Below are 23,766 nucleotides of genomic sequence, written 5' to 3' on the forward strand. Positions count from 1 at the left end.
TGCGCTTGGTGGTGCGGTCGCTCACGGCGCCTGGAAGCCCGCCGCGGTGAGCACCTGCTTGGCCTCGGGCGACTGGATGTACGCGACGAAGGCGGCGGCGCCGTCCTTGTTCGGGGCCTTGGCCAGGGCGGCGATCGGGTAGTCGTTCACGGCCTTGTCGGCCTCGGGGAAGTCCACGCTGTCGATCTTCCCGGCATCCGCCTTCACGTCGGTCTTGTACACGAGCGAGGCGTCGACCTCGCCGAGCTCGACCTTGGTCAGCGCGCCCTTGACGTCCTGCTCCAGGGTGACCGGGGTGAGGTTGACGTTGGCGGCCTTGAGCGCGGTGAGGGCGGCGGCGCCGCACGGCACCTCCTTTGCGCACAGCGCGACCTTCACGCCGGAGGCGGTGAGGTCGTTCAGGCCCGCGACGTGCTTGGGGTTGCCCTTGGGCACGGCGATGGTGAGCGTGTTCTTGACGAAGGTCTTCGGGTCGCCGCTCGCGCCGCCCGCGTCGGTCACGGTCTTCATGGTGGCCGGACTGGCGGCGGCGAACACGTCCGCCGGGGCGCCCGAGTTGATGCTGGTGGCGAGGCTGGAGCTGCCGCCGAAGTTGAACTTGACCTTGGCGCCCGGGTTCGCGGCCTCGAACTTCTTGCCGAGGTCGGTGAACGTCTCCTTGAGCGAGGCGGCGGCGAAGACGGTGATGTCGCCGGTGGCCTTCGGGACGCTGCCGCCACCGGCCGCCGACGAGGCCGAGGAACCCGCCGTCGAAGCGGGCGAGGAGCCGCCGGACTTGCCACCGCCGTCGCTGCCGCAGGCGGTGGCCCCGAGGCTGAGGACGAGGGCCGCCGCGGCGGCGACGGCGAGTCTGCGGGTGGTCGTACGGGTGCTCATCGGGGCTTCCCCTCCAGGGCTCGCGCCGGAAGGGGCGCGGGGTGAGGCCGCAGGTGCGGCCATTACGGTGATCATAGTGCCGCAAATGCGAGTGATAAGTCCTCTGTCGCTTCGCACAGGCGGGGTGTGGCGGGGGTCTCCGCCCGGCTGTGTGAAGGCTCAAACGTGCACGGACGGCGCCGGGGCGGGAGTGCTGCGGGGGTTGGTGTGACGGCCGGTGTGAGGGGCCGTGTGAGGGGGTCGACGTGAGCATGGTGCCGGGGAAATTGCGTCGCGCAGGGGGCGGTCGGGCGGACAGAGTGGGGGCGATTCGTACAACAGTCCGCACAGCAGCCCGTACAGCAGTCCGTACACACCGCCCGGGTCGAACGGCCCAGGAGGGGAGGAGGGGTCCGTCCATGTCCACGTTGCGCGTCACCGTCGAGAAGCTGGTCGTCCTGGAGCACCCGAACGCCGACGCACTGGAGCTCGCGCAGGTCGGCCTCTACCGGGCGGTGGTCGCCAAGGGCAGGTACCGGACCGGCGACTACGCCGTCTACATCCCCGAACAGTCGGTCCTCCCGGCGGAGTTGATCGATGAGCTGGGCCTGACGGGCAAGCTGGCCGGCAGCAGGTCCGACCGGGTGAGGGCCGTCCGGCTGCGCGGTGAGCTGTCCCAGGGCATCGTCTGCCTGCCGACCGCGCTCGCCGGTACCGACCTGGCGGACGCCGCCGGGCGCGGCGAGGACTTTGCCGAGCTGCTCGGAGTCGTCAAGTGGCAGCCCCCGGTACCGACCTCCATGAACGGCGACGTGCTGAGCGCGCCCGACCTGCTGCCCTGGGTGGACATCGAGAACCTCAAGCGCTACCCCGACGTCTTCGAGCCCGGCGAGCCCGTGGTGCTGACCGAGAAGCTGCACGGCAGTTGCTGCCTGATGACGTACACCGCCGCCACCGGCGAGGTCCAGGTGTCGTCCAAGGGCATCGGGGCGCAGGGGCTCTCACTCGTCGAGGACGAGCGCAACCTGTACTGGCGGGCCGTGCGCGCGTACGACCTCCCCGCCGTGGCGGCCCGACTGGCCGAGCGGCTCGGCGCCGAGCGGGTCGGCGTCTTCGGCGAGGTCTTCGGGGCCGGTGTGCAGGACCTGACGTACGGCGCCTCCGGCCGTGCCGAACTGCCCGGCTACGCCGTGTTCGACGTGTCGGCCTTGGTGGACGGGCAGCTGAGGTGGTACTCCGCCGCCGAACTGCTCGACGGCGAACTGCCGTTGGTGCCCGAACTGTGGCGCGGGCCGTTCGACCCGGAGACGGTGCTGGCCTTCGCCCAGGGCGAGGAGACCGTCTCGGGGCGTGAACTCCACCTGCGCGAAGGCGTGGTGGTCCGGCCGGTGACGGAGCGCTGGAGCCTGGTGGTCGGCGGGCGGGCGATCGCCAAGGTGGTCGGTGACGCCTACCTGACGCGCAAGGGCGGCACCGAGTACGAGTGATCCCCGCCCCGCCCCGTCGCGCCCTCCCGTGCGCTCCCGCGCGCTTTCGCTTCTTCGCGCGCGCCTTCGCGCCTTCCGTTACTGATGATTCGTCAGTTACGTTGATGGGTCGCCTGTGGAGAATGGAGTGCCGATGACCACCGCCACCGCCCTCATCCCCGGGCCGGCCGGAAACCCCCTGGTCGGGTCGCTGTTCGATCTCACCCGCCGCCCGCTGCGCACCTACCTCGCCGCCCACCGCGACCACGGGGACGTGGTCCGGTTCCGGGTCGGGCCGCCCGGGCTGCGGGTCGAGTTCTACGGGGTGTTCTCCCCGGAGGGTGTCCAGCAGGTGTTGGGCAGCGAGGCCGCCAACTTCCGCAAGGAGAACGCCTTCTACGACGAGCTGCGAAGCAGCGTCGGCAACGGACTGCTGACCAGCCAGGACGGCGACTACCAGCGCCAGCGCCGGCTGGTCCAGCCGCTGTTCACCCGCCGCCGGGTGGACGGCTACGCGGGCGCCGTCGCCCAGGAGGCGCGGGCGCTCACCGAGCGGTGGAACGCGATCCCGGTCGGGGGCGGGGGCGGGGTTGTGGACGCGGCGGAGGAGATGTCCCGGTTCGCGCTGCGCGCCGTCGCCCGGATCCTGTTCGGCGCGGACGTCGAGGAGGCGGTGGCGGTGGTGGACCGCAGCTTCCCGGTGCTCGGTGAGTACGTCTGGGACCGGGGCTTCGCGGCGATTCGCATCCCGCGCACCTGGCCGACCCCCTCGAACCGGCGCGGCGCCGAGGCCCAGCGCGCCCTGTACGCGGTCTGCGACCGGATCATCGCCGAGCGGGCCGCGCGCGGCGACCTGGACGAGGACGCGGACGACCTGCTCACACTGCTCGGACGGGCCCGCGGCGAGGACGGGGAGCAACTCGACCCGGCCGAACTCCGGGACCAGGTACTGGTGTTCCTGCTCGCCGGGCACGAGACCACGGCCACCTCGCTGGCCTTCGCGCTGCACCTGCTGGCCACGCACCCCGAGCAGCGCAAGCTCGCCCAGCAGGAGGCGGAGACCGTGCTGGCCGGCCGGGAGCCGACTGCGGCGGACCTGGAGTCGCTGCCGTACATCACCCAGGTGCTGAAGGAGTCGATGCGGCTCTACCCGGCGGCGGCCCTGGTCGGGCGGCGGGCGGTCGCCGAGACGGTCATCGACGGGTACGTGATCCCGGCGGGTGCCCAGGTCGTCGTCTCGCCGCTGGTCACCCACCGGCACCCGGCGCACTGGCCGGACCCGGAACGCTTCGACCCCGACCGCTTCCTGCCCGAACAGGAGAAGGAGCGGCACCGCTACGCCTGGTACCCGTTCGGCGGCGGTCCGCGGGCGTGCATCGGGCAGCACTTCGCGATGCTGGAATCGGTGCTGAGCCTGGGCGTGCTGCTGCGGGACTTCGAGATGGAGGCGGTGGACGAGCGGGTGGCGCTCGCCCAGGGCATCACGCTCCGCGCGGCGAGCCCGATGCGGATCCGGGTGACGGCGCGGGGAGCCGCGGGGCTCGCCGGGTAACGGCTGACAGGCTGCAGCGTTCAGATTTCAGCTAACAGATAACAGAAGATGAAATCTGTTATCTGTCATCTGTTTGTTGTCATCTGTTCGCGGCCCTCGGGGCATGCGACCGGCCGGCGCCCGCTGGGGTACGGACATGCAGCGGGGGGCGCCGCCCCGGCGGGACGGCGCCCCTCATCGGTTCTGCCGGTGCCTCAGCCCCGGCTCTGGAACACGATCTTGGTCCAGCTGGAGCCCGGGCAGTTGCCCCAGACGTCCCAGGCCTGGGATCGGGCGCCGATCCACAGGCCGGTGGTGCTCGTGCCGTTGGCGCAGTAGGTGATGGTGCGCAGCTCGCCCGAGTAGACGTTGCAGTAGCCCACCCAGCGCCACCCGTAGTCTGCGGTGATGACGCAGTGGTAGGAGGCGGCGGCTACCTCGGGCGAGGCCCCGATGGCGCCGGCGGTGATGGTCTGGTCAGCGGCGGCGACGGTGGGCGCGGCGGCGGCGGGCAGGGCGGTGGTGCCGAGCACGCCGAGGGCGGCTGCGGCGGCCATCCCGAACGTGGCGATCTTCCTGGCGATGCGACCTCGCATGGCGGTTTCTCCTCGCTCAACGGTACAGATCGGGCAGTGCGTCCCCGGCCGTCCGGATCCACGGGGTGGGTGAATTCCGGCTTCCTGTCCGGCTGATGACGTATTGCGCACGAATGACTGCGGACAGTGAGACGACGACCTATGATGTGACCTGTGTCACAGGCCTTTTCGATGGGTCGTGACCTGCCCAACTGGGCTTTCGGAGTGCCGATTTCCGGGGAGAGCGGCATGGCGGAATGCGACGGTCGGTGTGGCGGCGGACGCGGGAGCGGAGGCGGGAAGGACTTCGGTCCGAGGCCCGCCGATCGTCAATCGGCCGATTTCAACCGGGTGTTCACGGAAATGCTGCCGAGGCTCCACCGGGCGGCCGCTTCGCTCACCGGCGGGCTCGCCGCCGGGGACGTGGTGCATGACGCGTATCTGCGGATCGCCCGCAGGCCGGAGCGGTTCCTGAGCCATCCGCAGCCCTACGCCTACGTGTTCACCACGATGGCGAACATCCTGCGCGACCAGTGGCGCCGGGAGCGGCGGAGGGTCGTGCTGCCCGATCCGTCCGAGACGGCCGAGCGGGAGCGGGGCCGGCCGCCGGTCGAGTCGCCGTCGGGCGGGATGGTCGAGCTGCAGGCGCGCTGGGAGGTGCTCCGGCTGCTGGGCTGCCTGACCTCGAAGCAGGCCCGGGTGGTGGTGCTGGTGGATCTCGACGGCTACACCGTCGACGAGGCCGCCGAGCTGCTGGGCCTGCATCGCAGCACGCTGGCCGTCACCCGTCGCCGTGCCCACGGGAAGCTGCGCGCCGTCCTCGCGCGGGAGCGGGAACATGAGCGGGAGGGCGAGCGGGGCGATCGGCCGGGGCCCGCCCCCGCAGAGGCGCCCGGCGTGGGGTCCGATGAGGGGCCCGGCGCAGGCCCTGGGGCGGCGCCCGAAGCGGCTCCCGACGCACCGAGCTGACGCTAAGTCAGCTGATGCGCCACCCCGGCCCGTACGCTGAAAATCGTGATCACGTACGAGGACCACCGCCTCCGCGCCCTGGCTGACGACGGCCGCTGGCCCGAACTGCTGACCGCCTACCGGCAGGGCAGGGCGGCAGCCGTGGAGCGCGCCGGGGAGGAGCCCGCGGCGGCGCTGACCGCGCCGCTCGGCCACCTGATCGCCTACTCGGCGCCGCCGGAGCTGTCCGTCCGGCTGTTCGACCGGGACGGCGGCCCGGGGACGGTCGCGGGGGTCGCCGACCATGACGCCGGTCCGCTCTGGGAGGTGCTGGCGACTCGGCATTCCTGGCTGCGGCTGGCTCCGCTGCTCGTCCCGGCCCCGGTGCGCCGACTGGTCGCGCAGACCAGGGTGCTGCTCGGCGAGGACCTCTCGTACGGGGCCGAACCCGACCCGGAGGGCATGCCGCTGCTGCTGGCGCCCTGGGAGACGGCCGGATGGGACGAGGGGGCTCGGGTGCGCCAGTACCTGCCCTGCGGGGGCGCGCGCAGTGCGCTGCTGACCCTGCCGGCCAGCCGGGAGGGTCTGGGCGAGGTGGTGCTGCCCGCGCCGGGCGTACGGCTGGGCGGGCAGCGGGCGACCCGGGCGCTGGCCGCGCTGGCGGACTGGGCGGAGGTGGTCTGCGTCCGGGGGCCGGCGCCGCAGGCGGCCGCCCAACTGGCCCGTAGTTCCCGGGTCACCGGCGGGTACCTGCCGTTCGCGCTGGTCTACCCGGCGCTCGTGCAGGCCGCAGTCGTGGACCGCGGGCGGGGCTCGGCGCACGGACGGCTGGCGCTCTGGCGGGCGCTGGTCGCGATGGCCGGCGCGGAGGGTACGGACGGGCCGGACCGGGCGGAGGTCGACGCGCTGGTGGCCCGGATGCGCTGCTTCATCTGGCACGAGCCGGCCGCCGGGCTGCGCCATCTGCACGTCGCGCTGGAGGACCCGGCCTGTGGCCTGGCCTGGGCGGTGAGCGGCTCCGAGGACCTGTGAGGACCTGAGAGGACCTGAGAGGGCCTGCGAGACTCCGTCAGGACCTGCGAGGTGAGGACCTGCGAGGACCCGCGAGAACCGGTGAGGGCCTGTGGCGAAGGCCCGTCGGACATGCGGAACCCCCGGTCCGGCGCCGTTTCCGGGGGAGGTGGTGGCGCCGGACCGGGGGCGTATGAGGGGGCCGCTCAGGCGGCCGCGGCCGTGCCGCTCCGGACGGGGTCGGCTTCCGGAGCCGCCGGGACGGCCTCGGGGGCCGCGATCGGCCCGCCGTGCGTGTCGACCAGGGTCCGCTCGTCGAACGGCTCTTCGCCGGCCAGCACCCGCTGGGCGCGGTCCGCGTCGAGTTCGCCGGTCCAGTGCCCGATCAGGACGGTGGCGACGGCGTTGCCCGCGAAGTTGGTGAGCGCGCGGGCCTCGGACATGAAGCGGTCGATGCCGACGATCAGTCCGACCCCGTCCACCAGGGCGGGCTTGTGCGACTGCAGTCCGCCGGCCAGGGTGGCCAGCCCGGCGCCGGTGACCCCGGCCGCACCCTTGCTCGCGATCACCATGAACACCAGCAGCGAGAGCTGCTCGCCGATCGACATCGGCTTGTCCATCGCCTCGGAGATGAAGATCGACGACATGGTGAGGTAGATCGCGGTGCCGTCGAGGTTGAAGCTGTAGCCGGTCGGCACGGTGATGCCGACGACCGGGCGGCTCACGCCGAGGTGCTCCATCTTGGCGATCAGGCGGGGCAGCGCGCTCTCGGAGGAGGAGGTGGAGAGGATCAGCAGGAACTCGCGGCCCAGGTAGCGCAGCAGCGCGAACACGTTGACCCCGGCGACCAGTCGCAGCAGCGCGCCCAGGACGACGACGACGAACAGCACGCAGGTCGCGTAGAAGCCGATCATGATGACCGCGAGGCTCTTCAGCGCGGCCGTGCCGGTCGCTCCGACGACGGCGGCCATCGCCCCGAAGGCGCCGATCGGCGCGACCCACATGATCATCGACATGACCCGGAAGACCAGCCGCTGCACGTGTTCGATCCCGCGCAGCACCGGGGCACCGGCCGGGCCCATCGCCTGGAGGGCGAAGCCGGCGAGCAGTGCGACCAACAGGGTCTGCAGCACCTTGCCCTCGGTGAGGGCCGAGAACGTGGTGGTGGGGATCATCCCGAGCAGGAAGTCGGTCGTCGACTGGGCGCCGCCGGCGACGGCCTGGGCGTGGCCGGACTTCGCGAGCGCGGCGGTCAGGTGCAGGCCGCCGCCGGGCTCCAGCAGGTTGCCGACGGCCAGACCGATGGCCAGCGCGACGGTCGACATGACGAGGAAGTAGCCGAGGGCGAGGCCGCCGACCTTGCCGACCTTGGCGGCCTTGGTCACCGAGCCGATGCCCAGCACGATGGTGCAGAAGATCACCGGGCTGATCATCATCTTGATCAGGTTGACGAAGCCGGTGCCGACCGGCTTCAACTCCACGGCGAAGCCGGGGGCGGCCAGCCCGACCACGATGCCCGCGACCACGGCGGCGATGACGGAGAGGTAGAGGTAGTGGGTCCGGTCCCTGCGTCTGGATCCCCCCGCCGGTGCTGCTCCAACGATCGACATCTGCGGCTCCTTCGCCGTGCGGTCCTGGCGGCCCCGGGTGGTGGGCCGCTCTGACTATCGGGCCTGGGCGTGACGGAGGTCACGTTTGCGTTCATAGAGTTCACGGCTGGGCGCGACCGGGCGCAGCCGGGCCGTGGGGGTGCGACTGGGCTGCGGGACGTTCGTCGACGGGCAGTCGACAGGCCGCCGACCGATCGCGGGCCCCTGGGGGACCCCGGGGGCGTGGTGCACACTGGCAGGCATGTCCGTGCGCACCGCCCCCACGCCCCCGCGCCGACGGCTCCCGGCACCCCGCGGGCTGGTCCGCAGCTTGGCCGGGCAGCTCTTCGTCGTCCAGGTGGTCATCGTCGCCGCCGTGGTGGCGGGCGGCGCGGTGCTCGCGTACCTCTTCACCGCCGACCGGGCCGAGGACGCGGCCCGCCGCCAGGTCACCGCCGTCGCCCACGCCGTCGCCGACTCGCCGTCCGTGCGGGCCGCCGTCACCGCGCCGGACCCGACCGCGGTGCTCCAGCCGTACGTCGAGCAGGTGCGGGTGGACACCGGCGTCTCCTTCATCACCGTCATGGACACCGAGGGCGTGCGCTGGACCCACCCGCTGCCCGAGCAGATCGGCAAGCGCTTCCTCGGGCACATCGACTGGGCACTCGCGGGGGAGACCCGCAGCGAGACCTACACCGGCACGCTCGGACCGTCCGTGCGGGTGGTCACGCCGGTGCTGGACGACCGGCACCAGGTGATCGCGCTGGTCAGCGCGGGTCTCACGGTGGAGTCCATCTCCGCGCAGTTGAGCGGCCCGCTGCTCGCCCTGGTCGGGGTGGCGGTGGCCGCGCTCGGGGTCGGCGGCGTGGGCACCTACCTCGCCAACTCCCGGCTGCGGCGGCACACCCACGGCATGGGGCCGGCCGAACTCAGCCACCTCTACGAATACCACCAGGCGACCCTGCGCTCGGTGCGCGAGGGGCTGGTCCTACTGGACCGCGCGCACCGGGTGGTGCTCTGCAACGACGCGGCCCGCGAACTGCTCGGACTGGCCGGCAACTTGGAGGGTCGCCTGATCGTGGAGCTGGGGCTGCCGCGGGCGCTGGTCGCGGCCGTGCTCGGCGACGAGCCGGTCCGGGACGAGGTGCACCTGACCGCCGAGCGGGTGGTGGTGCTCAACACCTCCACCATCGGCACCGGCCTCGGCCTGGTCGTCACCCTGCGCGACCACACCGAACTCCAGTCGCTCAGCGGAGAGTTGGACTCCGTACGGGGCTTCACCGAGGCCCTGGGGGCGCAGGCGCACGAGGCGGCCAACCGGCTGCACGCCGTCGTCTCCCTGATCGAACTCGGCCGCCACGAACAGGCGGTGGAGTTCGCCACCGCCGAGCTCGCGCTCGCCCAGCAGCTCACCGACCGGGTGGTCGCGGCGGTCGGCGAACCGGTGCTGGCCGCGTTGCTGCTCGGCAAGGCGGCCCAAGCGGCCGAGCGGGGAGTGGAGTTGACCCTCACCGATGACAGTCGGATCGACGACGGGCTGCTGCCGCCCGGGCTCTCCTCGCGGGACCTGATCACCGTCCTCGGCAACCTGATCGACAACGCCGTGGACGCCGCCATCGCCGGAGCCGCGCAGAGCACGGTGGCGCCGGAGGTCACCGTCACCGTGCGAATCGACGCGGGTGGTAGCGGTGCGGACGACGGCGGTGCGGACGATGGTGGTTCGGGCGACGGCGGTTCGGACGATGGTGGTTCGGGCGACGGTGGTTCGGCGGGCGGTGGTGTGGCGGGCGGTGACGTGGCTCCGGGTGGGGGCGGTTGCCTGCTGCTGCGCGTCGCCGACACCGGGGCGGGGATCGACCCGGCCGCCGTCGAGGACGTGTTCCGGCGCGGCTGGAGCACCAAGCAGGACGGGCGCGGGCATGGTCTCGGGCTGGCGCTGGTGGCCCAGGCCGCCCGGCGCAACGGCGGCAGCGTCGCGGTCGGGCGTGACCGGGGTGCGGTGCTCACCGTCCGGCTGCCGCTCGCCGGGCTGCCGGCGCGACCCGGTGAGCGGCAACCGGGGCAACCGGGGCGGCCGGAGCAACTTGGGCGGCCGGAGCAATTCGGCCAGGCAGGGCAACCGGGGCAACAGGGCCGGCGGGAAGGGGCGTCGCGATGACCGAGGCGACCGCCGCTCCGGGGATCTCCGTGCTGGTCGTCGAGGACGACCCAGTGGCCGCAGCCGCGCACACCCTCTACGTCGAGCGCGAACCCGGCTTCCACGCCGCCGGGACGGTGCACAGCTGCGCCGACGCGCTGCGCTTCCTGGACCGCGCCCGCGCTGCCGGGAGGCCCGTCGGCCTGACCCTGCTCGACCTCTACCTGCCGGACGGCCATGGCCTCCAGCTCTGCCGCTCGCTGCGCGCCGCCGGCCACACCACCGATGTCATCGCGGTGACCTCGGCCCGCGACCTGGCGATGGTGCGGCAGGCCGTGTCGGCGGGCGTGGTCCAGTACCTGCTGAAACCGTTCAGCGCCGCCGCCCTGCACGATCGCCTGGAGCGCTACGCCCGCTACCGCGACAGCCTCGGGCGCACCGGCGAGGCGACCGGGCAGGACGAGGTCGACCAGGCGTTCGCCCTGCTCCGCACGCCCGAGCGCAGCAGCCTCCCCAAGGGCCTGAGTGCGCCCACCCTGGACGCCGTCGCCTCCGTGCTGCGCGAGACGGCGACGGGCCTGTCCTCCGCCGCCGCGGGCGCCGCCGCCGGGGTCTCGCGGATCACCGCGCGCCGCTACCTCGAACACCTCGTCGACACCGGGCGGGCGGTGCGGGAGCCGCAGTACGGGAGCGTGGGGCGGCCGGAGCTCTGCTACCGGTGGAAGGGCGGTGGGGCGGCTCCGGGTCGGCGGGGGTGAGGGCCGTGACCTTTTCGCCGGTCGCTCGTTGGAAGGACCGGGGGCGGTTCACTCACTCGGGTGGTTCTGGGGGCCCCTGGGGTATCCCGCCAGGTCAGGGGCAGTAAAGTTAGGCTTACCTAACTTCTTCTGGGGGTTTGCCTTGTCGCTCGCCGCCGTTCCCGCCCAGGCCCCGGCCTCCTCCTCCGGAGATGTTGGAGCCGCCGGAGCTCTCGGAGCCGCCGGAGCTGTCGGAGGTGTCGAAGCCGCTGGTGTCGCTGGAGCCGCCGGTGCCCCGGCCTCCGGCGAGGCCATCCTGCGCCGCCAGCGCGTACGCGAGTCCGCCGCCCGTACGTACGCCCGGTCCTTCCCGATCGTCCCGGTGCGGGCCCACGGCATGACCGTCGAGGGTGCCGACGGGCGGCGCTACCTGGACTGCCTCTCCGGCGCCGGGACGCTCGCCCTCGGGCACAACCACCCTGTGGTGCTGGAAGCGATCCGCCGCACCCTCGACAGCGGCGCCCCGCTGCACCTGCTCGACCTCGCCACCGCTGAGAAGGACGACTTCACCAGCGCCCTCTTCGAGAGCCTGCCCGCCGACTTCGCCGCCGGCGCCCGGATCCACTTCTGCGGGCCCGCCGGCACCGACGCCGTCGAGGCCGCGCTCAAACTGATGCAGACCGCCACCGGCAGGTCCGGCGCGCTCGCTTTCACCGGTGCCTACCACGGCATGACCGCCGGAGCCCTCGCGCTCACCGGCAACGTCGCCGTCAAGGAACCGCTGCCGAGCGGCGGCGAGGTCGTCCGGCTGCCCTACCCGTACGGCTACCGCTGCCCGTTCGGCGTCGGCGGCGAGGCCGGCGCCGACCTCGCCGCGACCTACGTCGAACGGCTGCTCGACGACCCCTCGGGCGGGGTCGTCCCGCCCGCCGCGATGATCCTGGAAGCCGTCCAGGGCGAGGGCGGCGTCGTCCCCGCGCCCGACGGCTGGCTGCGCGAGATGCGCCGGATCACCGCCGAACGCGGCATCCCGCTGATCGTCGACGAGGTGCAGACCGGCGTCGGGCGCACCGGGGCGATGTGGGCCGTCGAGCACAGCGGCATCGTCCCGGACGCCATGGTGCTCTCCAAGGCCATCGGCGGCAGCCTGCCGCTCGCCGTCGTCGTCTACCGGGAGGACTACGACGGCTGGCGCCCCGGCGCCCACACCGGAACCTTCCGCGGCAACACCCTCGCCATGGCCGCCGGCGCCGCCACCCTGCGCTACGTCGCCGCCCACGGACTGGCCGAGCGCGCCGCCGTCGTCGGCGAGCGGATGACCGCCCGGCTGCGCGGGCTCGCCGCCGAACTGCCGGTGATCGGCGACGTGCGCGGGCGCGGCCTGATGCTCGGCGTCGAACTCGTCGACCCCGCCGCCGAACCGGACGCCTGCGGGGCCCGGCCGGCCGACCCGGGGCTCGCCCGCCGGGTCCGGGAGGCTTGCCTGGCGCGCGGGCTGATCGTCGAACTCGGCGGGCGCCACGACGCGGTGCTGCGACTGCTGCCGCCGCTCACCATCACCGACGAGCAGGTCGCTGCGGTGCTCGACCGGCTTGCCGACGCGATCGCGGCCGCGGCGGCCCTCGATTCCGCCGCAGCGGCGAGCCCTGTGGCGAGCCCTGCGGCTCCCGCGGCCCGGGGCGCCGAATGAGCGCGGGGCGAGGGGGCGGTGGCGCTTCAGGGGAAGGCTCGGGAGGAGGCTCGGGCGCCCGATCCGGGGCCGGTGGTGACTCCGGGGCCGCGGGCGGGGCCGGGGCCGGGGGTGGTTCCGGCGCCGCCGCCGGACTGCCCGGCGGGCCCGCCCCGTTGGACGCCCTCGCGGGCGGCGTCGGCGGGCCCGGCGCGCTCGGGCCGCTGCTGGCCACCGTCCTCGACGCGCTCGACCACGGCATCGCCCTGCGCGGCGGGCCGCTGCCCGCAGGCAGTCCGGCCGAGCTCGGCGCGCTGGTCGCCGACGGCCTGGCCGGCGCCCATGGGCCCGGCGCGCTCGCCCGCCTCACCGAACTCCTCGCCTACGGCGCCGCCGACCCCGCAGACCCGGCCTGCGCCGCCCACCTGCACTGCCCGCCGCTCGCCGTGGCCGCCGCCGCCGACCTCGCGGTCAGTGCCCTCAACCCCTCCCAGGACTCCTGGGACCAGGCCCCCGCCGCCACCGCCCTGGAGACCGCCCTCCTCGCCGAACTCGCCACCCTGGTCGGCTACGACCCGGCCCGCGCCGCCGGCGTCCTCACCTCCGGCGGCACCGAGTCCAACCTCATGGGCCTGATGCTGGCGCGGGACCAGAAGCTGGACGGCATCGTCGAGTTGGACGGCATCCCGGCCGGAGTCCGGCCGTGCATCGTCGCCTCCGAGGCCGCGCACTTCTCCGTCCAGCGCGCCGCCGCCCTGCTCGGGCTCGGCGAGCGCGCCGTCACCACCGTCCCCGTCGACCGGCAACTCCGAATGGAACCAAAGGAGTTGGAGCGAACCCTGGCCGAGGCCAGCTGGGCCGGACGCACCCCGATCGCCATCGTCGCCACCGCCGGCACCACCGACACCGGCGGCATCGACCCGCTGCACGTCGCCGCCGACCTGGCCGGCCGCTACGGCGCCTGGCTGCACGTCGACGCCGCGTACGGCGGCGGCGCGCTGCTCTCCGACCGGCTCGCCCCGCTCCTCGACGGCATCGACCGCGCCGACTCCGTCTCCCTCGACTGGCACAAACTCGGCTGGCAGCCCGCCGCCGCCGGCGTCTTCCTGGTCCGCCGCACCGAGACCTACGTCTCGCTCGCCCGCCGCGCCGAGTACCTCAACCCCGTCGACGACGAGCAGGCCGGCTACCCCAGCCTGCTCGGCCGCTCGCTGCGCACCACCCGGCGGGCCGACGCCTTCAAGCTCGCCGTCACCTTGCGCACCCTTGGTCGCGACGGGCTCGGCCGGCTCGTCGACGCCTGCCACGAACTCGCCCGGTCCGCTGCCGAGGCCGTCCGCGCCGAACCGTCGCTCGAACTCCACGCCGAACCCGCGCTGACCGTCCTGCTGTTCCGCTACCGACCGCCGGGCCTGACCGACGAGGCCGCCGTCGACGAACTCAACGGCAGCCTGCGCCGGTTGCTGCTGCGCACCGGGCGGGCGGTGGTCGGGCGGACCGAACTCCCGGGCGAGGGGCCCGGCCGGGTGCGGCTCAAGCTCACCTTGCTCAACCCGCACGCCACGGTGGGGGAGGTCCGTGCACTGCTGCGCGAGGTGGTGGGCGCCGGGCGGAAGGCCGAGGGGGACCGGGCCGGCTAGGCGCGTGCTGCGGGGGATCGGTCATCGCCGGGGAGTCGGTTGTCGTCGGCCGCCCGGCGCCCGGGCAGGCCCCGTTCGAGACCGAGGACCAGGGCGCCGATTCGTGACCGCGACCGGATGACCGTGGTGGCGGTGGCGGTGGCGGTGGCGGTGGTGGCGGTCCGTCAGTCGCTCAGGAGGAGGGTGCGGGTGAGCTCCCAGGTCTCCGGGTCGGCGGCGACCAGCAGGCCGTTCTCGCAGCCGGGGGCCTCGGGGCGGTAGGGGGTGCCGTCCAGCCGGGCGGACACGCCGCCAGCCTCGGTGACGAGCAGGGAGCCGGGGGCGTGGTCCCAGGGGAGGGTGCGCCAGTAGAGGAGGAAGTCGAAGCGGCCCTCGACGACGTCCGGGTACTCGATTCCGGCCGCGTGCCGGCCGGGGGAGACCTCGCCGAAGGCCGACTCGTTGGCCTGTAGGCGCCGGCGGTGTTCCGGGTCGAGGTAGCGGCTCTTCACGGATCCGCGCAGCTTCGCGGCGTCGCGCGGTGCCGGCGGCCGGGTCAGGCGTACGCCGTCGCGCCAGGCCCCGGAGCCCAGTTCGGCGCAGTAGGCGGTGGCGGTGGCGGGCTGCCAGATCCAGGAGGCGACGGTCTCCCCGCCGCGGACGAGCGAGCACATCACGGCGTACTCGGGGCGGCCGGCGACGAAGTTGGAGGTGCCGTCGACCGGGTCGACCAGCCAGGCGGCGGGCTCGTCGTGGAGGGCCTGGGCGAGTTCGGGGTCGGCGGAGACGGCCTCCTCGCCGACCACGGGGATGGGCAGCAGCTCGCGCAGGCGGCGGGCGATGATCGCCTCGGCCTCGCGGTCGGCGACCGTCACGATCTCGCCGGGCGCCTTCTCCATCACCTCGCCGGCGGCCAGCGCACGGAAGCGCGGCTCCACCACCTCGGCCGACGCCTCGGCGAGTATCTCCGCGACCTTGTCCATCAGCACGTTCGCGCTCCCTTCGCTGCCTACCACTGTCGCACGAGTGTGCGGAGGTGACCTGCGGCGACCCCTGGGGCGGGCGGGGCCCACGGGTGGCGTCCGGCGCGTGGACGGGCGGGCGGCGGGGCGCGAACAGGGGGCGGCGAACAGATAACAGCTGACAGATAACAGATTTCGAAATCTGTTATCTGTCAGCTGTTATCTGTTACCTGTCGACCGTCATCCGGGGTGCCCTCAGCCGCCCAGGTAGTGGAACCCCGGGCGCGGGTGCATCAGGAACTCGTGGTGCGAGATGTTCCAGGCGTACGCGCCCGCCATCGCGAACAGCACGCGGTCGGCCGCCCGCAGGCCGTCGGCGTCGGAGGCGGCCCGGGCGAGGACGTCCTTCGGGGTGCAGAGCTGGCCGGCCAGGGTGGCGCGGCCGGTGGCGACGGCGGGGCGCGGCCACGGATGCGGCCAGGTGTCGACCGGGAGCACCTCGAAGGGCTGGGAGTGCCCCCGGGTGGCGGGGGTGCGCAGGTGGTGGGTGCCGCCACGGACCACCGCGAAGTCCTCGCCGTGGCTCTGCTTCACATCCAGCACCTCGGTCGCGTACCAGCCGCAGTGGGCGGTCAGGGCCCGGCCGGGTTCGATCCGCAGGGTCAGGCCGGGGTGGGCGTCCAGCAGCTTGGCCAGCCCTTCGCCGAAGGCCGTCCAGTCGAAGTGGTTCGCCGGGTCCTCGTAGTCCACGGCCATCCCGCCGCCGACGTTGACCTCCGCCAGCGGGAAGCCGTGCCGCTCGGCCAGCGCGGCCGACCAGGCCACGATCTGCTCGGCGACGGCCAGTTGCTCCGCCGCCGCGAGCCCGCTGGCCAGATGGGCGTGCACGCCGCGCAGGCGCAGTTGCCGTCCGAGCGGGCCGGTGCCGGGGCCGGTGCCGGGGCCTTCGCCGGTGAGCTGGCGCACGCACTCCTCGGCGCGGTCCGGGTCGAGCCCGAACGGCGTCGGCCGCCCGCCCATCGCGAGTGCCACCGCGTCGAGCGCACCGGTGGCGACCGGCAGGTTGACCCGTAACAGCACGTCGACCACCGTGCCCGGCCGGTCCGCGAGGACGGCGTCGAGCCGGTGCAGTTCCTGCTCGCTCTCGATGTGCCAGCGGTGCACCCCGGCGTCCACGGCGGCAGCGATCTCGGCGGGCGTCTTGCCGGGGCCGCCGAAGGCCAGCGGCGCGTCCGGCACGGCCGCCCGCACGTGCGCCAACTCGCCTCCGCTGGAGACCTCGTAGCCGTCGACCGCGTCGCGCAGCGCGGCCAGCAGTGGCGCCTCGGGGTTGGCCTTGGCGGCGTAGTACAGCTCGACCCGCGCGGGCAGCGCGGCCCGGACGGCGGCGGCGTGCGCGCGCAGCGCCGCCAGGTCGTAGACGTAGGCGGGCAGGGCGTCGGGTGCGAGGGCGGCGACGTGCCGGCGGACGATCTCGGTCATCGGGCGGCGCTCCCGAGGGAGAGGGGGGCGGAGGTGCGGGAGGCCTGGGCGAGGACGGATCCGGCGAGCGGCGAGGGCAGGCGGACGTAGCCGGCCTGCCGGTCGGCCTTGCGCTCCCAGCGGGTGAGCAGGTTGGCCTTGGCCGGCAGCGGCACGCCCGCGAGCAGTGCCCGCAGCCGGGGCGGCCGGCCGTGGCCTGCCGCGTACTGCTCCAGGGTGTCCCGGACCACCTGCCACAGGGCGCCCTCCAGCTCGGGGTGGCGGTCGGCGAGGGCAGCGAGCAGTTCGGCGACGTGGTTGACCAGCAGGCAGTAGACCACCCGGTCCCAGCCGCGCTCGGCGTCGTACGTCATCGGCCCGGCGACCTCGGGCGGGAGGGCGGCCAGGATGTCGGCGTTGTGCTCGGGGACGAGCTTGGTGCCCTCCAGATCGCGGAAGAGCACCTGGGTGGGGTGCCCGGTGGCGTCTACGCCGATGAGCACGTTCTGCAGGTGCGGTTCCAGCACCACGCCGTGGTCGAAGTAGGCGGCGAGCACGGGCGGGATGAGCAGCCCCAGATAGGCCCGCCACCAGTCCAGGGCCTGGTAGGCGTCCGAACTCCCCTCCAGCAGACGGGAGATGTGGGCGGAGCTGGTCGGGTGCTCGTCGGCGACGGCGGCGGCCAGCAGCGGGGTGACGCCGGGTCGCAGTACGCCGCCGAAGCCCTCGCGGACGATCAGGCCGAAGCCCTCGTAGAGCGCCTGGTCGGGTCGGCCGTCGGCACCGGGCAGGGCGAGGGTGCGGAACGCGGGCTCGCGCAGCATCGCCGCGTCGGGGAAGCGCCGGGCGAGGTCGGCGAGGGCGGGGGCGAGCAGCCGGGTGAGCGCGACGGCTCCGGTGAGCTCGTAAGCGGCGTTCTTGCGCAGGCAGTTGGTGATGCGCACGTTGAGGCTGAACTTGAGGAAGGCGTCCGCGCCGTGGAGGGTGCGCACCGAGGCGGTGGCGGCGAACTCCTCGCCGCGCGGCCCGAGGTCGAGGACGTCACCGCGGTCCAGGGAATCGCGCAACAGCGGGTGATCGCCGATGAGTTGGTACTGCCAGGGGTGGGCGGGCAGCAGACGGTAGCCGTCCGGGACGTCGCCGAGGCCGTCCAGCAGGGCGCTCGCGCTCTCGTCCAGGGACTGCTCGGCGATCAGTTCGGTGCGGACGGCGAGGTGGCGCAGCGGGAACGCCGCACGGGACTCCGGGGCGTACCCGCGCCAGTCCCCCCGGGCGGCGGAGCGGGACTTGGGCGCCGGGTGGAAGCGGTGGCCGAACAGCAGGGCCTGCTCGGACTCCAGGTAGCGGTCCGGTCCGGAGGCCGGGCGGCCGGCCAGGCTCTGCCGGAGGCCGTCGTGGCTGGAGGTGACCTGGCCCAGGAACTCCTCGTTCACCGTGCCGGTGCGCAGCTCCAGTTCGTCCTGTACGTGTCCCGCCAGCTCGCGCCAGTCCAACTCCGCCCAGCTGCCGCCTCGTTCGATCTCGACCGGGCCGGTGAAGCGGTGCGCGCCGAGCAGCGAGGTGCGGCGCAGGGCGATCCGCAGCAGGGCGCCGCGCCGGGGCAGGCGCAGCAGCAGGCGGCCGTCGGCCACGGCGGTCTGGTGCTCGGGGGCGGAGACTTCGCGCAGCAGGCAGTTCAGCAGGGTGTGGGCCACCGCGTCGTCGGCGGTGGGCAGTTCGTGGCTGATCGGCTCGTGGCTGATCGGCTCGTGGGTGATCGACTTGTGGGTGATCGGCTCGGGGGTCATCGGCGACTCCAGCGCTGGCGGAGGGACGGGAGGGAGAATGCGGTGGCCGCGACGGCGGCCAGCAGGGCGGCGGCGGTGCCGGCCACCACGGGCGCGGCGGCGCCGAACTGCCCGTTGGCCAGCGCTGCGACGGCGCCGGCGGCGACGGCGCCGCCCTTGGAGACGAGTTCGAGCGTGCCGAACATCCGCCCGGGCGCGCGCCCTTGGGCCGCTCCGGCGGCGAGTACGGCGAGGCAGACCAGGCCGAGCGTGAGCCCGGCGCCGAGCAGCAGCCGGACGGCGACGAAGACCGGGAGCGAGTACGCGACGGCGTGCCCGGCCAGGCCGAGCGCGACGAAGCCGAAGCCGAGCGCGATGCCGGTGTGCGGGCGGGCGTGGAACAGCGTGTGGATGCGCGCGGCGAACACCAGGTAGCACAGGTGCGGTAGGGCGAACAGCACGCCGGTGGTGGTGCCGGAGACGCCGGGCAGCCGTTGCTCGGCGAGCGAGATGAGATAGGGGAAGGAGATGACGGTGGCGAAGACGAAGACGAACTCGAAGACGTAGAGCGGGAGAAGCGGGGCGGCGGGTGCCCGCTCGACGCGTCCCTCCGACGCGGGGGCGGCCGCCGGACGGTCCGGCTCGGGCAGCAGGGACAGCAGCAGTGCGGCGGCGAGCGGGAGGACGGCCATCACCAGGTACTGGCGGTGCGGGTCGATCCACGGGGACAACGCACCGACCAGGATCGGCGCGGCCACCAGGGCTGCCCGGGCGCTGCCCTGCATCAGGGTGAGTGCGCGGGACAGCCGCGGCCCGTCGAGGGCGGCGGCGAGGTAGCCGTTGGTGGCGGCGAAGGTGCCGCCGAGGAAGCCCTGGAGGACCAGTGCGAGGGTGAACGCGGGCAGACTGCCGGCGGCTCCGGCCAGCAGGAAGGAGACGGTGAGCCCGAGTTGGGCGCGTAGCAGCAACCGCTTGCGGCCGTAGCGGTCGGCGAGCCGGCCCCACAGCGGTGCGCCGAGCGCGCTGAAGACCGTCGGGACGATGTAGAGCACACCGGCCCACCGGGCCTGCGGATCGCCGAGCGTGGGCAGGATCGCGGTCAGGTACGGCGGCAGGCCCAGTGCGGCGAAGGAGGCGACGAAGTAGCAGGCGGCGACGGCGTGCACCTGGCGGCGGCCGAGTCCACCGGAGTGGTCCGTCCCGTGGCCGGAGCGCTGTGGAACGGTCTCCACACTCACCGGGCGATCCCGTTCGCCAGCAGGTAGTTGGGGCCGCTGGTGTAGTGCTTGTTGATGTCGGCGGCGCCTGAGCGCTGCTTGCTGAGCAAGGTCCCGGCGCTGACCATGGCCTTGACCGGCAGGCGTTCGGCCTCCAGCAGGTCCGTCCGCAGCGGCTCGCCGGCCGGCCCGATCCGGTCCACCGCCTCGGCCAGGCGCTTTCGCAACAGTGTGAGCACGTCAGTGAGTTCGGCGCGACGGTGCTCGGCGAGGCCGAACGCGAGCGCGCCGGTGCACAGGTGGCCGGTGATGGTGGTGAACAGGTCGGTGAGCGCCCGGTCGTCGTCGCCGAAGATCCGGGCGTCGTCGAAGTCGGCCCGGGTCGGGGCGAGTTCGCCGAGGCGGGCGGGCATCCGGGCGGTGTGCACGCGCGGGCCGTCGTCGTCCTTGTAGAGCAGGCGCAGTCCGTCGTCGTCGAGTACCAGGGAGGTGTTCTGCTGGTGCGACTCCAGCGCTATGCCGTAGTCGAACAGCGTGGTCTGCCAGTCCAGCAGGAGTTCCAGCAAGGAGTCGTAGAAGGCGAGTTGGTCGCCGTCGTGGAAGCGGTCGGCGAGGTGGTCGAGCACCAGGCGACCGCCGGGCGCGGGGGCCAGCAGAGCGGCCAGCGGGACGGTGACGGCCCGCTCCAGCCCGGCGGGGTAGCGGCGCAGCAGGACGGCCAGCAGTTCGTGGCCGGCGTGCGCCCAGGTCTGCTCGTCGGCGTGCAGGACGCGGCCGGCGAAGCGCGGCTCGCGGGCCAGCACGGCCTCGATCAGGCGCTGGCCGGCGGCGCCGTCGAGCAGCGTGCCGGGCTTGATGGTGCGGCGGTTGAGCCGGCCCAGCGAGGCGGTGGCGAGCGGGAGTTTGAGGTGGCAGGCGGGGTCGTCGGCGACGGCGACGGTGCGCATGGAGAGCGTCGGCACGACGGTCAGGTACGGCCGTTCGGCGAGCACCGCGCGGCCGGCCAGGCCGACCGCCTCCAGCGCCTCGTCCAGCGGGGCGCCGACGGTGAGGGGGTGGACCGGCAGGGTGGTCCAGCCGTCGCCGGGGCAGGCGTCCGCAAGGCCCAACCAGGCCGGAGTGGGCCACCAGCTCGGGAGCGGACGCCGGCCGTGGGTGGTGAGGGCATCGGTCGGGACGGCCAGCCAGCGCAGCTCGAATGCGGGATGGAACTCCGGTGCATAGGAGTTCAGTTGGGGTTCGGTGAGACCGGACCGGCCGCGCGCGGTCGGGTAGACGGGGTGGTCGAGGTAGGCGGCCAGGGTGTCGTGGCCGAGGGCGGCGGCCAGGCCGGTCCAGTCGGCCGGGTCCTCGCCGTACAGGTCGGTGAGCCGGGCGTGTACCTCGGGCCGTGCGCGCTCGTGCAGTTCCATGGTGGCGAGGGTCTGGCGGCACTCCTCGGCGAAGGCGGCCCAGCCGGGTCGGTCCTCGGCCTCGGCCAGACCGGCCAGGGCCGCCACGATGGCGTCCAGACCGGTGAGCCGACGCCCGGCCAGCTCCAGCAGGGGCAGCCGGGCGGCGTACTCGCACTGGAAGCCCTCGGCGGCGACGGGCAGGGCGAGTTCGGCGTCCGCGACGGTGAACCAGGGGCCGTCCGCGCGGTCCTCCACGGCGCCGCGGGAGCGCAGGCCGAGGACATCCTCGCGCAGCAGGGCGGAGAGCACCCGCAGGGTGAGCTGCTCGTCGGCGGTCACGGGGTGATCTCCCAGCGGTTGGCGGCGCGGAACCGGGCGACGGCCGCGTCCACGGCCTCCTGATCGGCACCGATGGCCCACATCACGCCCAGGTAGTCGCGGTTGGTGCGGTAGTGCTCGTGCCGCTCGCCGAGCGGGCGCAGCGGGCGGTAGGCGAGCCGGACGCCGTCGCGCTCCTCGTCGTACGGGCCGGGGGCGGCGGTGAGGAGGCCGGCCCGGTCGGCGCAGACCACCTCGTTGCGGGCCCGGCGCGGGGTCGCGGCGCACTGCGCGCCGAGGTCCGCGGGGAGTTCCCGGCCGAGGTGGGTGGCGAGGATGTGTTCGAAGAGCGGGACGCCGAGGATTTCGGCGAGCATCAGGTCGCACTGGTCGCCGATGGCGCGGTAGTTGACCTCGATGATCCGGGCGCGGCCGTCCGGCTGCACGACGAACTCGGTGTGGCAGGCGCCGAGTCCGATGCCGAGCGCGTCGAGTTGGGCGAGCACCTGCGCGACCACCTCGGCGGGGTGCGCGGGGACGAACTCCAGCACCTCCTCGATGAAGTCCGGCGGCGGGGAGAGCTGCGTGCGGAAGCCGCCGAGGACGTGCCGGCGGCGGCCGTCGCCGAGGGTCTCCAGGGTGCACAGCCGGCCGTCCAGGAACTCCTCGACGACCAGCGTCGCGCCGGCCCGGCGGTGCTGGATCTCCCGGCAGCGGAGGGCGAGTTCGGCGGCGTCGGCGACCAGTGTGACGTCCTCGCTGGCCACTCCCTCACGGGGTTTGACCACGCACGGGAACGGCGGCTCCAGCTCGGCCGGGTCCTGCCCGGGGGCCAACTCGGCGGACCAGACGGCGTCCTGGCCGGTCAGGGCGAGGTGGCGGCGCAGCTGGCCCTTGTCCTTGGCCCGCAGCGCGGCCTTCCAGTCCTTTGCGGGGAGGCCGAAGTACTCGGCGGCCAGGGCGGTCTGGGTCTGCAAGTGGTCGCTGTTGCTGAACACCGCGTCGGGCGCGTGACGGCGGGAGACCAGGCTGATCACGGCGCGGAAGTCCCGGACGTCGCACTCCAGCACCTCGGGTGCGGTGAACGGGAGGTCGGCGTAGGCCTTCCGGTGGGGTTCGGCGTGGTCGGTCAGGACGGTGACGTCGAGCCTGAGCCGGGCGGCGGCGGGCAGGAAGCCGGCGGTGACCGAGTCGGTGGGGTTCAGGGCGAGCAGGTAGAGCCGCATGGGGTGGTGGTCCTTGAGGGTGGTGACGGACGAGAGCGACGGCGGGCGGATCACGGGGCACGTCGGGAGGGCGGCGAACAGATGACAGGCGACAGCTGACAGATAACAGATTTCGAAATCTGTTATCTGTTTGTTGTCATCTGTTCGTTGTCGGCTGTTCGGTGGCGGCTGCTGCTGTGGCCGCCACCGCTACCTCGCCCGCCCGCCGTCGTCCGTCGGCGGTTACTTGGGTGCGTCCACGCCCGCGGCCTTGGCGATGTCGCCGAGCATGGCGTCGGCGGCCTGGACGCCGATGCCGGACATCCAGGTCTCGTCCGGGACGTTGAAGACCTTGCTGTTCTTGACGGCGTTCAGGCCCTGCCAGACCGGGGTCTGCTGGACCTCGCTCTCCTTGGTCTTGGACGGGTCGTCGGCGGTGGTGACGAACACCAGGTCGGCGTCGGCCTGGTTGATCTGCTCGGCGCTCACCTCGACGATGTTCTTGTCGACGTCCTGGGCGGCCGGGCGGGCCAGGCCGACGTCCTTGAGCACCACGCCGCTGTAGGAGGCCTTGGCGTAGAGGCGGGTCGGTCCGGCCACGAAGCGGACCACCGAGGCGGTCGGCATGGCGCCGCCGTTCTTCGCCTTGATCGCCTCGCCGAGCTTGGTGGCCCGCGCCTCGTAGTCGGCGAGCGCCTTCTTGGCCTCGTCCTCCTTGCCGAGCGCCTGCGCGTAGAGGGCGAGGTTCTCCTTCCACGGGAACCCGGTGGTCTCGGCGAGCACGGTCGGCGCGATCGCGTTCAGCTGGTCGTAGACCTTGGCGTGGCGGACCTTGGAGGAGAGGATCAGGTCGGGCTTGAGGGAGGCGATCAGCTCCAGGTTCGGCTCGTTCATCGGGCCGACGTCCTTGGTGTCCTTGATCTTGTCCTTGAGGTAGTTCGGGAACCCGCCCTCGGTCTTCATGTGCGGCGACACCGCGCCGACCGGCGTGATGCCGAGCAGCGTGACGTCGTCCAGCTCGCCGCTGTCCAGCACCACGACGCGCTTGGGCTGGGCCTTGATCTGGGCCGTTCCGGCGGCGTGGGTGACGGTGCGCGGGAAGCCGGCGGAGGCGCCGGCGCTCGCGGAGGCGGCGTCCCCGCTCTGCTTGGTCCCGCCGTCGCTGCCGCAGGCGGCGAGCAGCGTGGTGGACAGGGCGACGGCGAGGACGGCGACGGGGAGGCGGCGGTTCATGGGGTTCCTTGGATCGGGTCGAGCGGGTGTCGGGGGTGAGGAGCGTCAGGGGTGAGGAGCCGGGGGGGGGGGG

General features: G+C 73.6%; 18 protein-coding genes. 8 read left to right on the forward strand and 10 right to left on the reverse strand.

The genetic code is table 11. The annotated features are described in order from the left end of the window. Window positions 1-21: 21 nt before the first annotated feature. Window positions 22-876 (reverse strand): molybdate ABC transporter substrate-binding protein, encoded by an 855-nt coding sequence (gene modA / locus A6F73_RS25575; RefSeq protein WP_063349932.1) that lies wholly within the window; start codon window positions 874-876, stop codon window positions 22-24. Window positions 877-1,274: 398 nt separating this feature from the next. Between modA and A6F73_RS25580 the strand changes: the two genes are divergently transcribed. Further along, window positions 1,275-2,342: an RNA ligase (ATP) gene (locus A6F73_RS25580; protein WP_063349933.1), complete on the forward strand. Its 1,068-nt coding sequence runs from the start codon at window positions 1,275-1,277 to the stop codon at window positions 2,340-2,342. A gap of 133 nt (window positions 2,343-2,475) precedes the next feature. After that, complete coding sequence (locus A6F73_RS25585) at window positions 2,476-3,873, forward strand: cytochrome P450 (protein ID WP_063349934.1); 1,398 nt, start codon at window positions 2,476-2,478, stop codon at window positions 3,871-3,873. 194 nt (window positions 3,874-4,067) lie between these two features. Here the strand turns inward: A6F73_RS25585 and A6F73_RS41655 are convergent, their stop codons facing one another. Further along, complete coding sequence (locus A6F73_RS41655; protein WP_063349935.1) at window positions 4,068-4,448, reverse strand: hypothetical protein; 381 nt, start codon at window positions 4,446-4,448, stop codon at window positions 4,068-4,070. A gap of 153 nt (window positions 4,449-4,601) precedes the next feature. Here A6F73_RS41655 and A6F73_RS25595 point away from each other — a divergent pair, with 153 nt between their 5' ends. Both A6F73_RS25595 and A6F73_RS41660 read left to right on the forward strand, forming a co-directional pair. Beyond that, window positions 4,602-5,396, forward strand: a complete 795-nt coding sequence (locus A6F73_RS25595) for an RNA polymerase sigma factor (protein WP_244293496.1) — start codon at window positions 4,602-4,604, stop codon at window positions 5,394-5,396. Window positions 5,397-5,441: 45 nt separating this feature from the next. After that, on the forward strand, window positions 5,442-6,407 hold the full coding sequence (locus A6F73_RS41660) for a hypothetical protein (RefSeq protein WP_063349937.1): 966 nt from the start codon (window positions 5,442-5,444) through the stop codon (window positions 6,405-6,407). A gap of 185 nt (window positions 6,408-6,592) precedes the next feature. Here A6F73_RS41660 and A6F73_RS25605 read toward each other — a convergent pair whose 3' ends face one another. Then, window positions 6,593-7,996, reverse strand: a complete 1,404-nt coding sequence (locus tag A6F73_RS25605; protein WP_063349938.1) for a cation:dicarboxylase symporter family transporter — start codon at window positions 7,994-7,996, stop codon at window positions 6,593-6,595. Window positions 7,997-8,237: 241 nt separating this feature from the next. Between A6F73_RS25605 and A6F73_RS25610 the strand changes: the two genes are divergently transcribed. The 4 genes from A6F73_RS25610 to A6F73_RS25625 all read left to right on the forward strand — a co-directional run bounded on the left by A6F73_RS25610 (window position 8,238) and on the right by A6F73_RS25625 (window position 14,158). Next, a complete protein-coding gene (locus A6F73_RS25610) occupies window positions 8,238-10,133 on the forward strand; it encodes a sensor histidine kinase (RefSeq protein ID WP_063349939.1) in 1,896 nt (631 codons plus the stop codon). Next, window positions 10,130-10,870, forward strand: a complete 741-nt coding sequence (locus A6F73_RS25615) for a response regulator (protein WP_063349940.1) — start codon at window positions 10,130-10,132, stop codon at window positions 10,868-10,870. The genes A6F73_RS25610 and A6F73_RS25615 overlap by 4 nt, the downstream gene beginning before the upstream one ends. A 142-nt stretch (window positions 10,871-11,012) precedes the next feature. Beyond that, entirely contained in the window at window positions 11,013-12,539 is a 1,527-nt protein-coding gene (locus A6F73_RS25620; RefSeq protein WP_079135996.1) for a diaminobutyrate--2-oxoglutarate transaminase, read from the forward strand. 155 nt (window positions 12,540-12,694) lie between these two features. Then, the gene (locus A6F73_RS25625) at window positions 12,695-14,158 is read left to right on the forward strand and encodes a pyridoxal-dependent decarboxylase (RefSeq protein WP_063349941.1); all 1,464 of its coding nucleotides are present in this window, start codon (window positions 12,695-12,697) and stop codon (window positions 14,156-14,158) included. Between the two features lie 164 nt (window positions 14,159-14,322). Here A6F73_RS25625 and A6F73_RS25630 read toward each other — a convergent pair whose 3' ends face one another. The 7 genes from A6F73_RS25630 to A6F73_RS25660 form a co-directional block, all read right to left on the reverse strand. Continuing rightward, the gene (locus A6F73_RS25630; protein ID WP_063351525.1) at window positions 14,323-15,120 is read right to left on the reverse strand and encodes an inositol monophosphatase family protein; all 798 of its coding nucleotides are present in this window, start codon (window positions 15,118-15,120) and stop codon (window positions 14,323-14,325) included. Between the two features lie 234 nt (window positions 15,121-15,354). Further along, complete coding sequence (locus tag A6F73_RS25635) at window positions 15,355-16,581, reverse strand: type III PLP-dependent enzyme (RefSeq protein WP_063349942.1); 1,227 nt, start codon at window positions 16,579-16,581, stop codon at window positions 15,355-15,357. Further along, window positions 16,578-18,347 carry an IucA/IucC family protein gene (locus A6F73_RS25640; RefSeq protein ID WP_079135998.1) on the reverse strand — a complete coding sequence of 590 codons (1,770 nt, stop codon included), beginning with the start codon at window positions 18,345-18,347 and terminating at the stop codon, window positions 16,578-16,580. The genes A6F73_RS25635 and A6F73_RS25640 overlap by 4 nt, the downstream gene beginning before the upstream one ends. Next, the gene (locus tag A6F73_RS25645) at window positions 18,344-19,558 is read right to left on the reverse strand and encodes an MFS transporter (RefSeq protein ID WP_063349943.1); all 1,215 of its coding nucleotides are present in this window, start codon (window positions 19,556-19,558) and stop codon (window positions 18,344-18,346) included. Before A6F73_RS25645 ends, A6F73_RS25640 begins: the two co-directional genes overlap by 4 nt. 2 nt (window positions 19,559-19,560) lie before the next feature. After that, the gene (locus A6F73_RS25650) at window positions 19,561-21,276 is read right to left on the reverse strand and encodes an IucA/IucC family protein (RefSeq protein ID WP_244293497.1); all 1,716 of its coding nucleotides are present in this window, start codon (window positions 21,274-21,276) and stop codon (window positions 19,561-19,563) included. Continuing rightward, on the reverse strand, window positions 21,273-22,481 hold the full coding sequence (locus A6F73_RS25655; protein WP_063351527.1) for an ATP-grasp domain-containing protein: 1,209 nt from the start codon (window positions 22,479-22,481) through the stop codon (window positions 21,273-21,275). The genes A6F73_RS25650 and A6F73_RS25655 overlap by 4 nt, the downstream gene beginning before the upstream one ends. Window positions 22,482-22,703: 222 nt before the next feature. Continuing rightward, window positions 22,704-23,693, reverse strand: coding sequence for an iron-siderophore ABC transporter substrate-binding protein (locus A6F73_RS25660; RefSeq protein ID WP_063349944.1), 990 nt, complete (start codon window positions 23,691-23,693; stop codon window positions 22,704-22,706). Between the last annotated feature and the right edge of the window lie 73 nt (window positions 23,694-23,766).

The organism is Streptomyces sp. MJM8645 (assembly GCF_001625365.1).
Taxonomy (GTDB): domain Bacteria; phylum Actinomycetota; class Actinomycetes; order Streptomycetales; family Streptomycetaceae; genus Kitasatospora.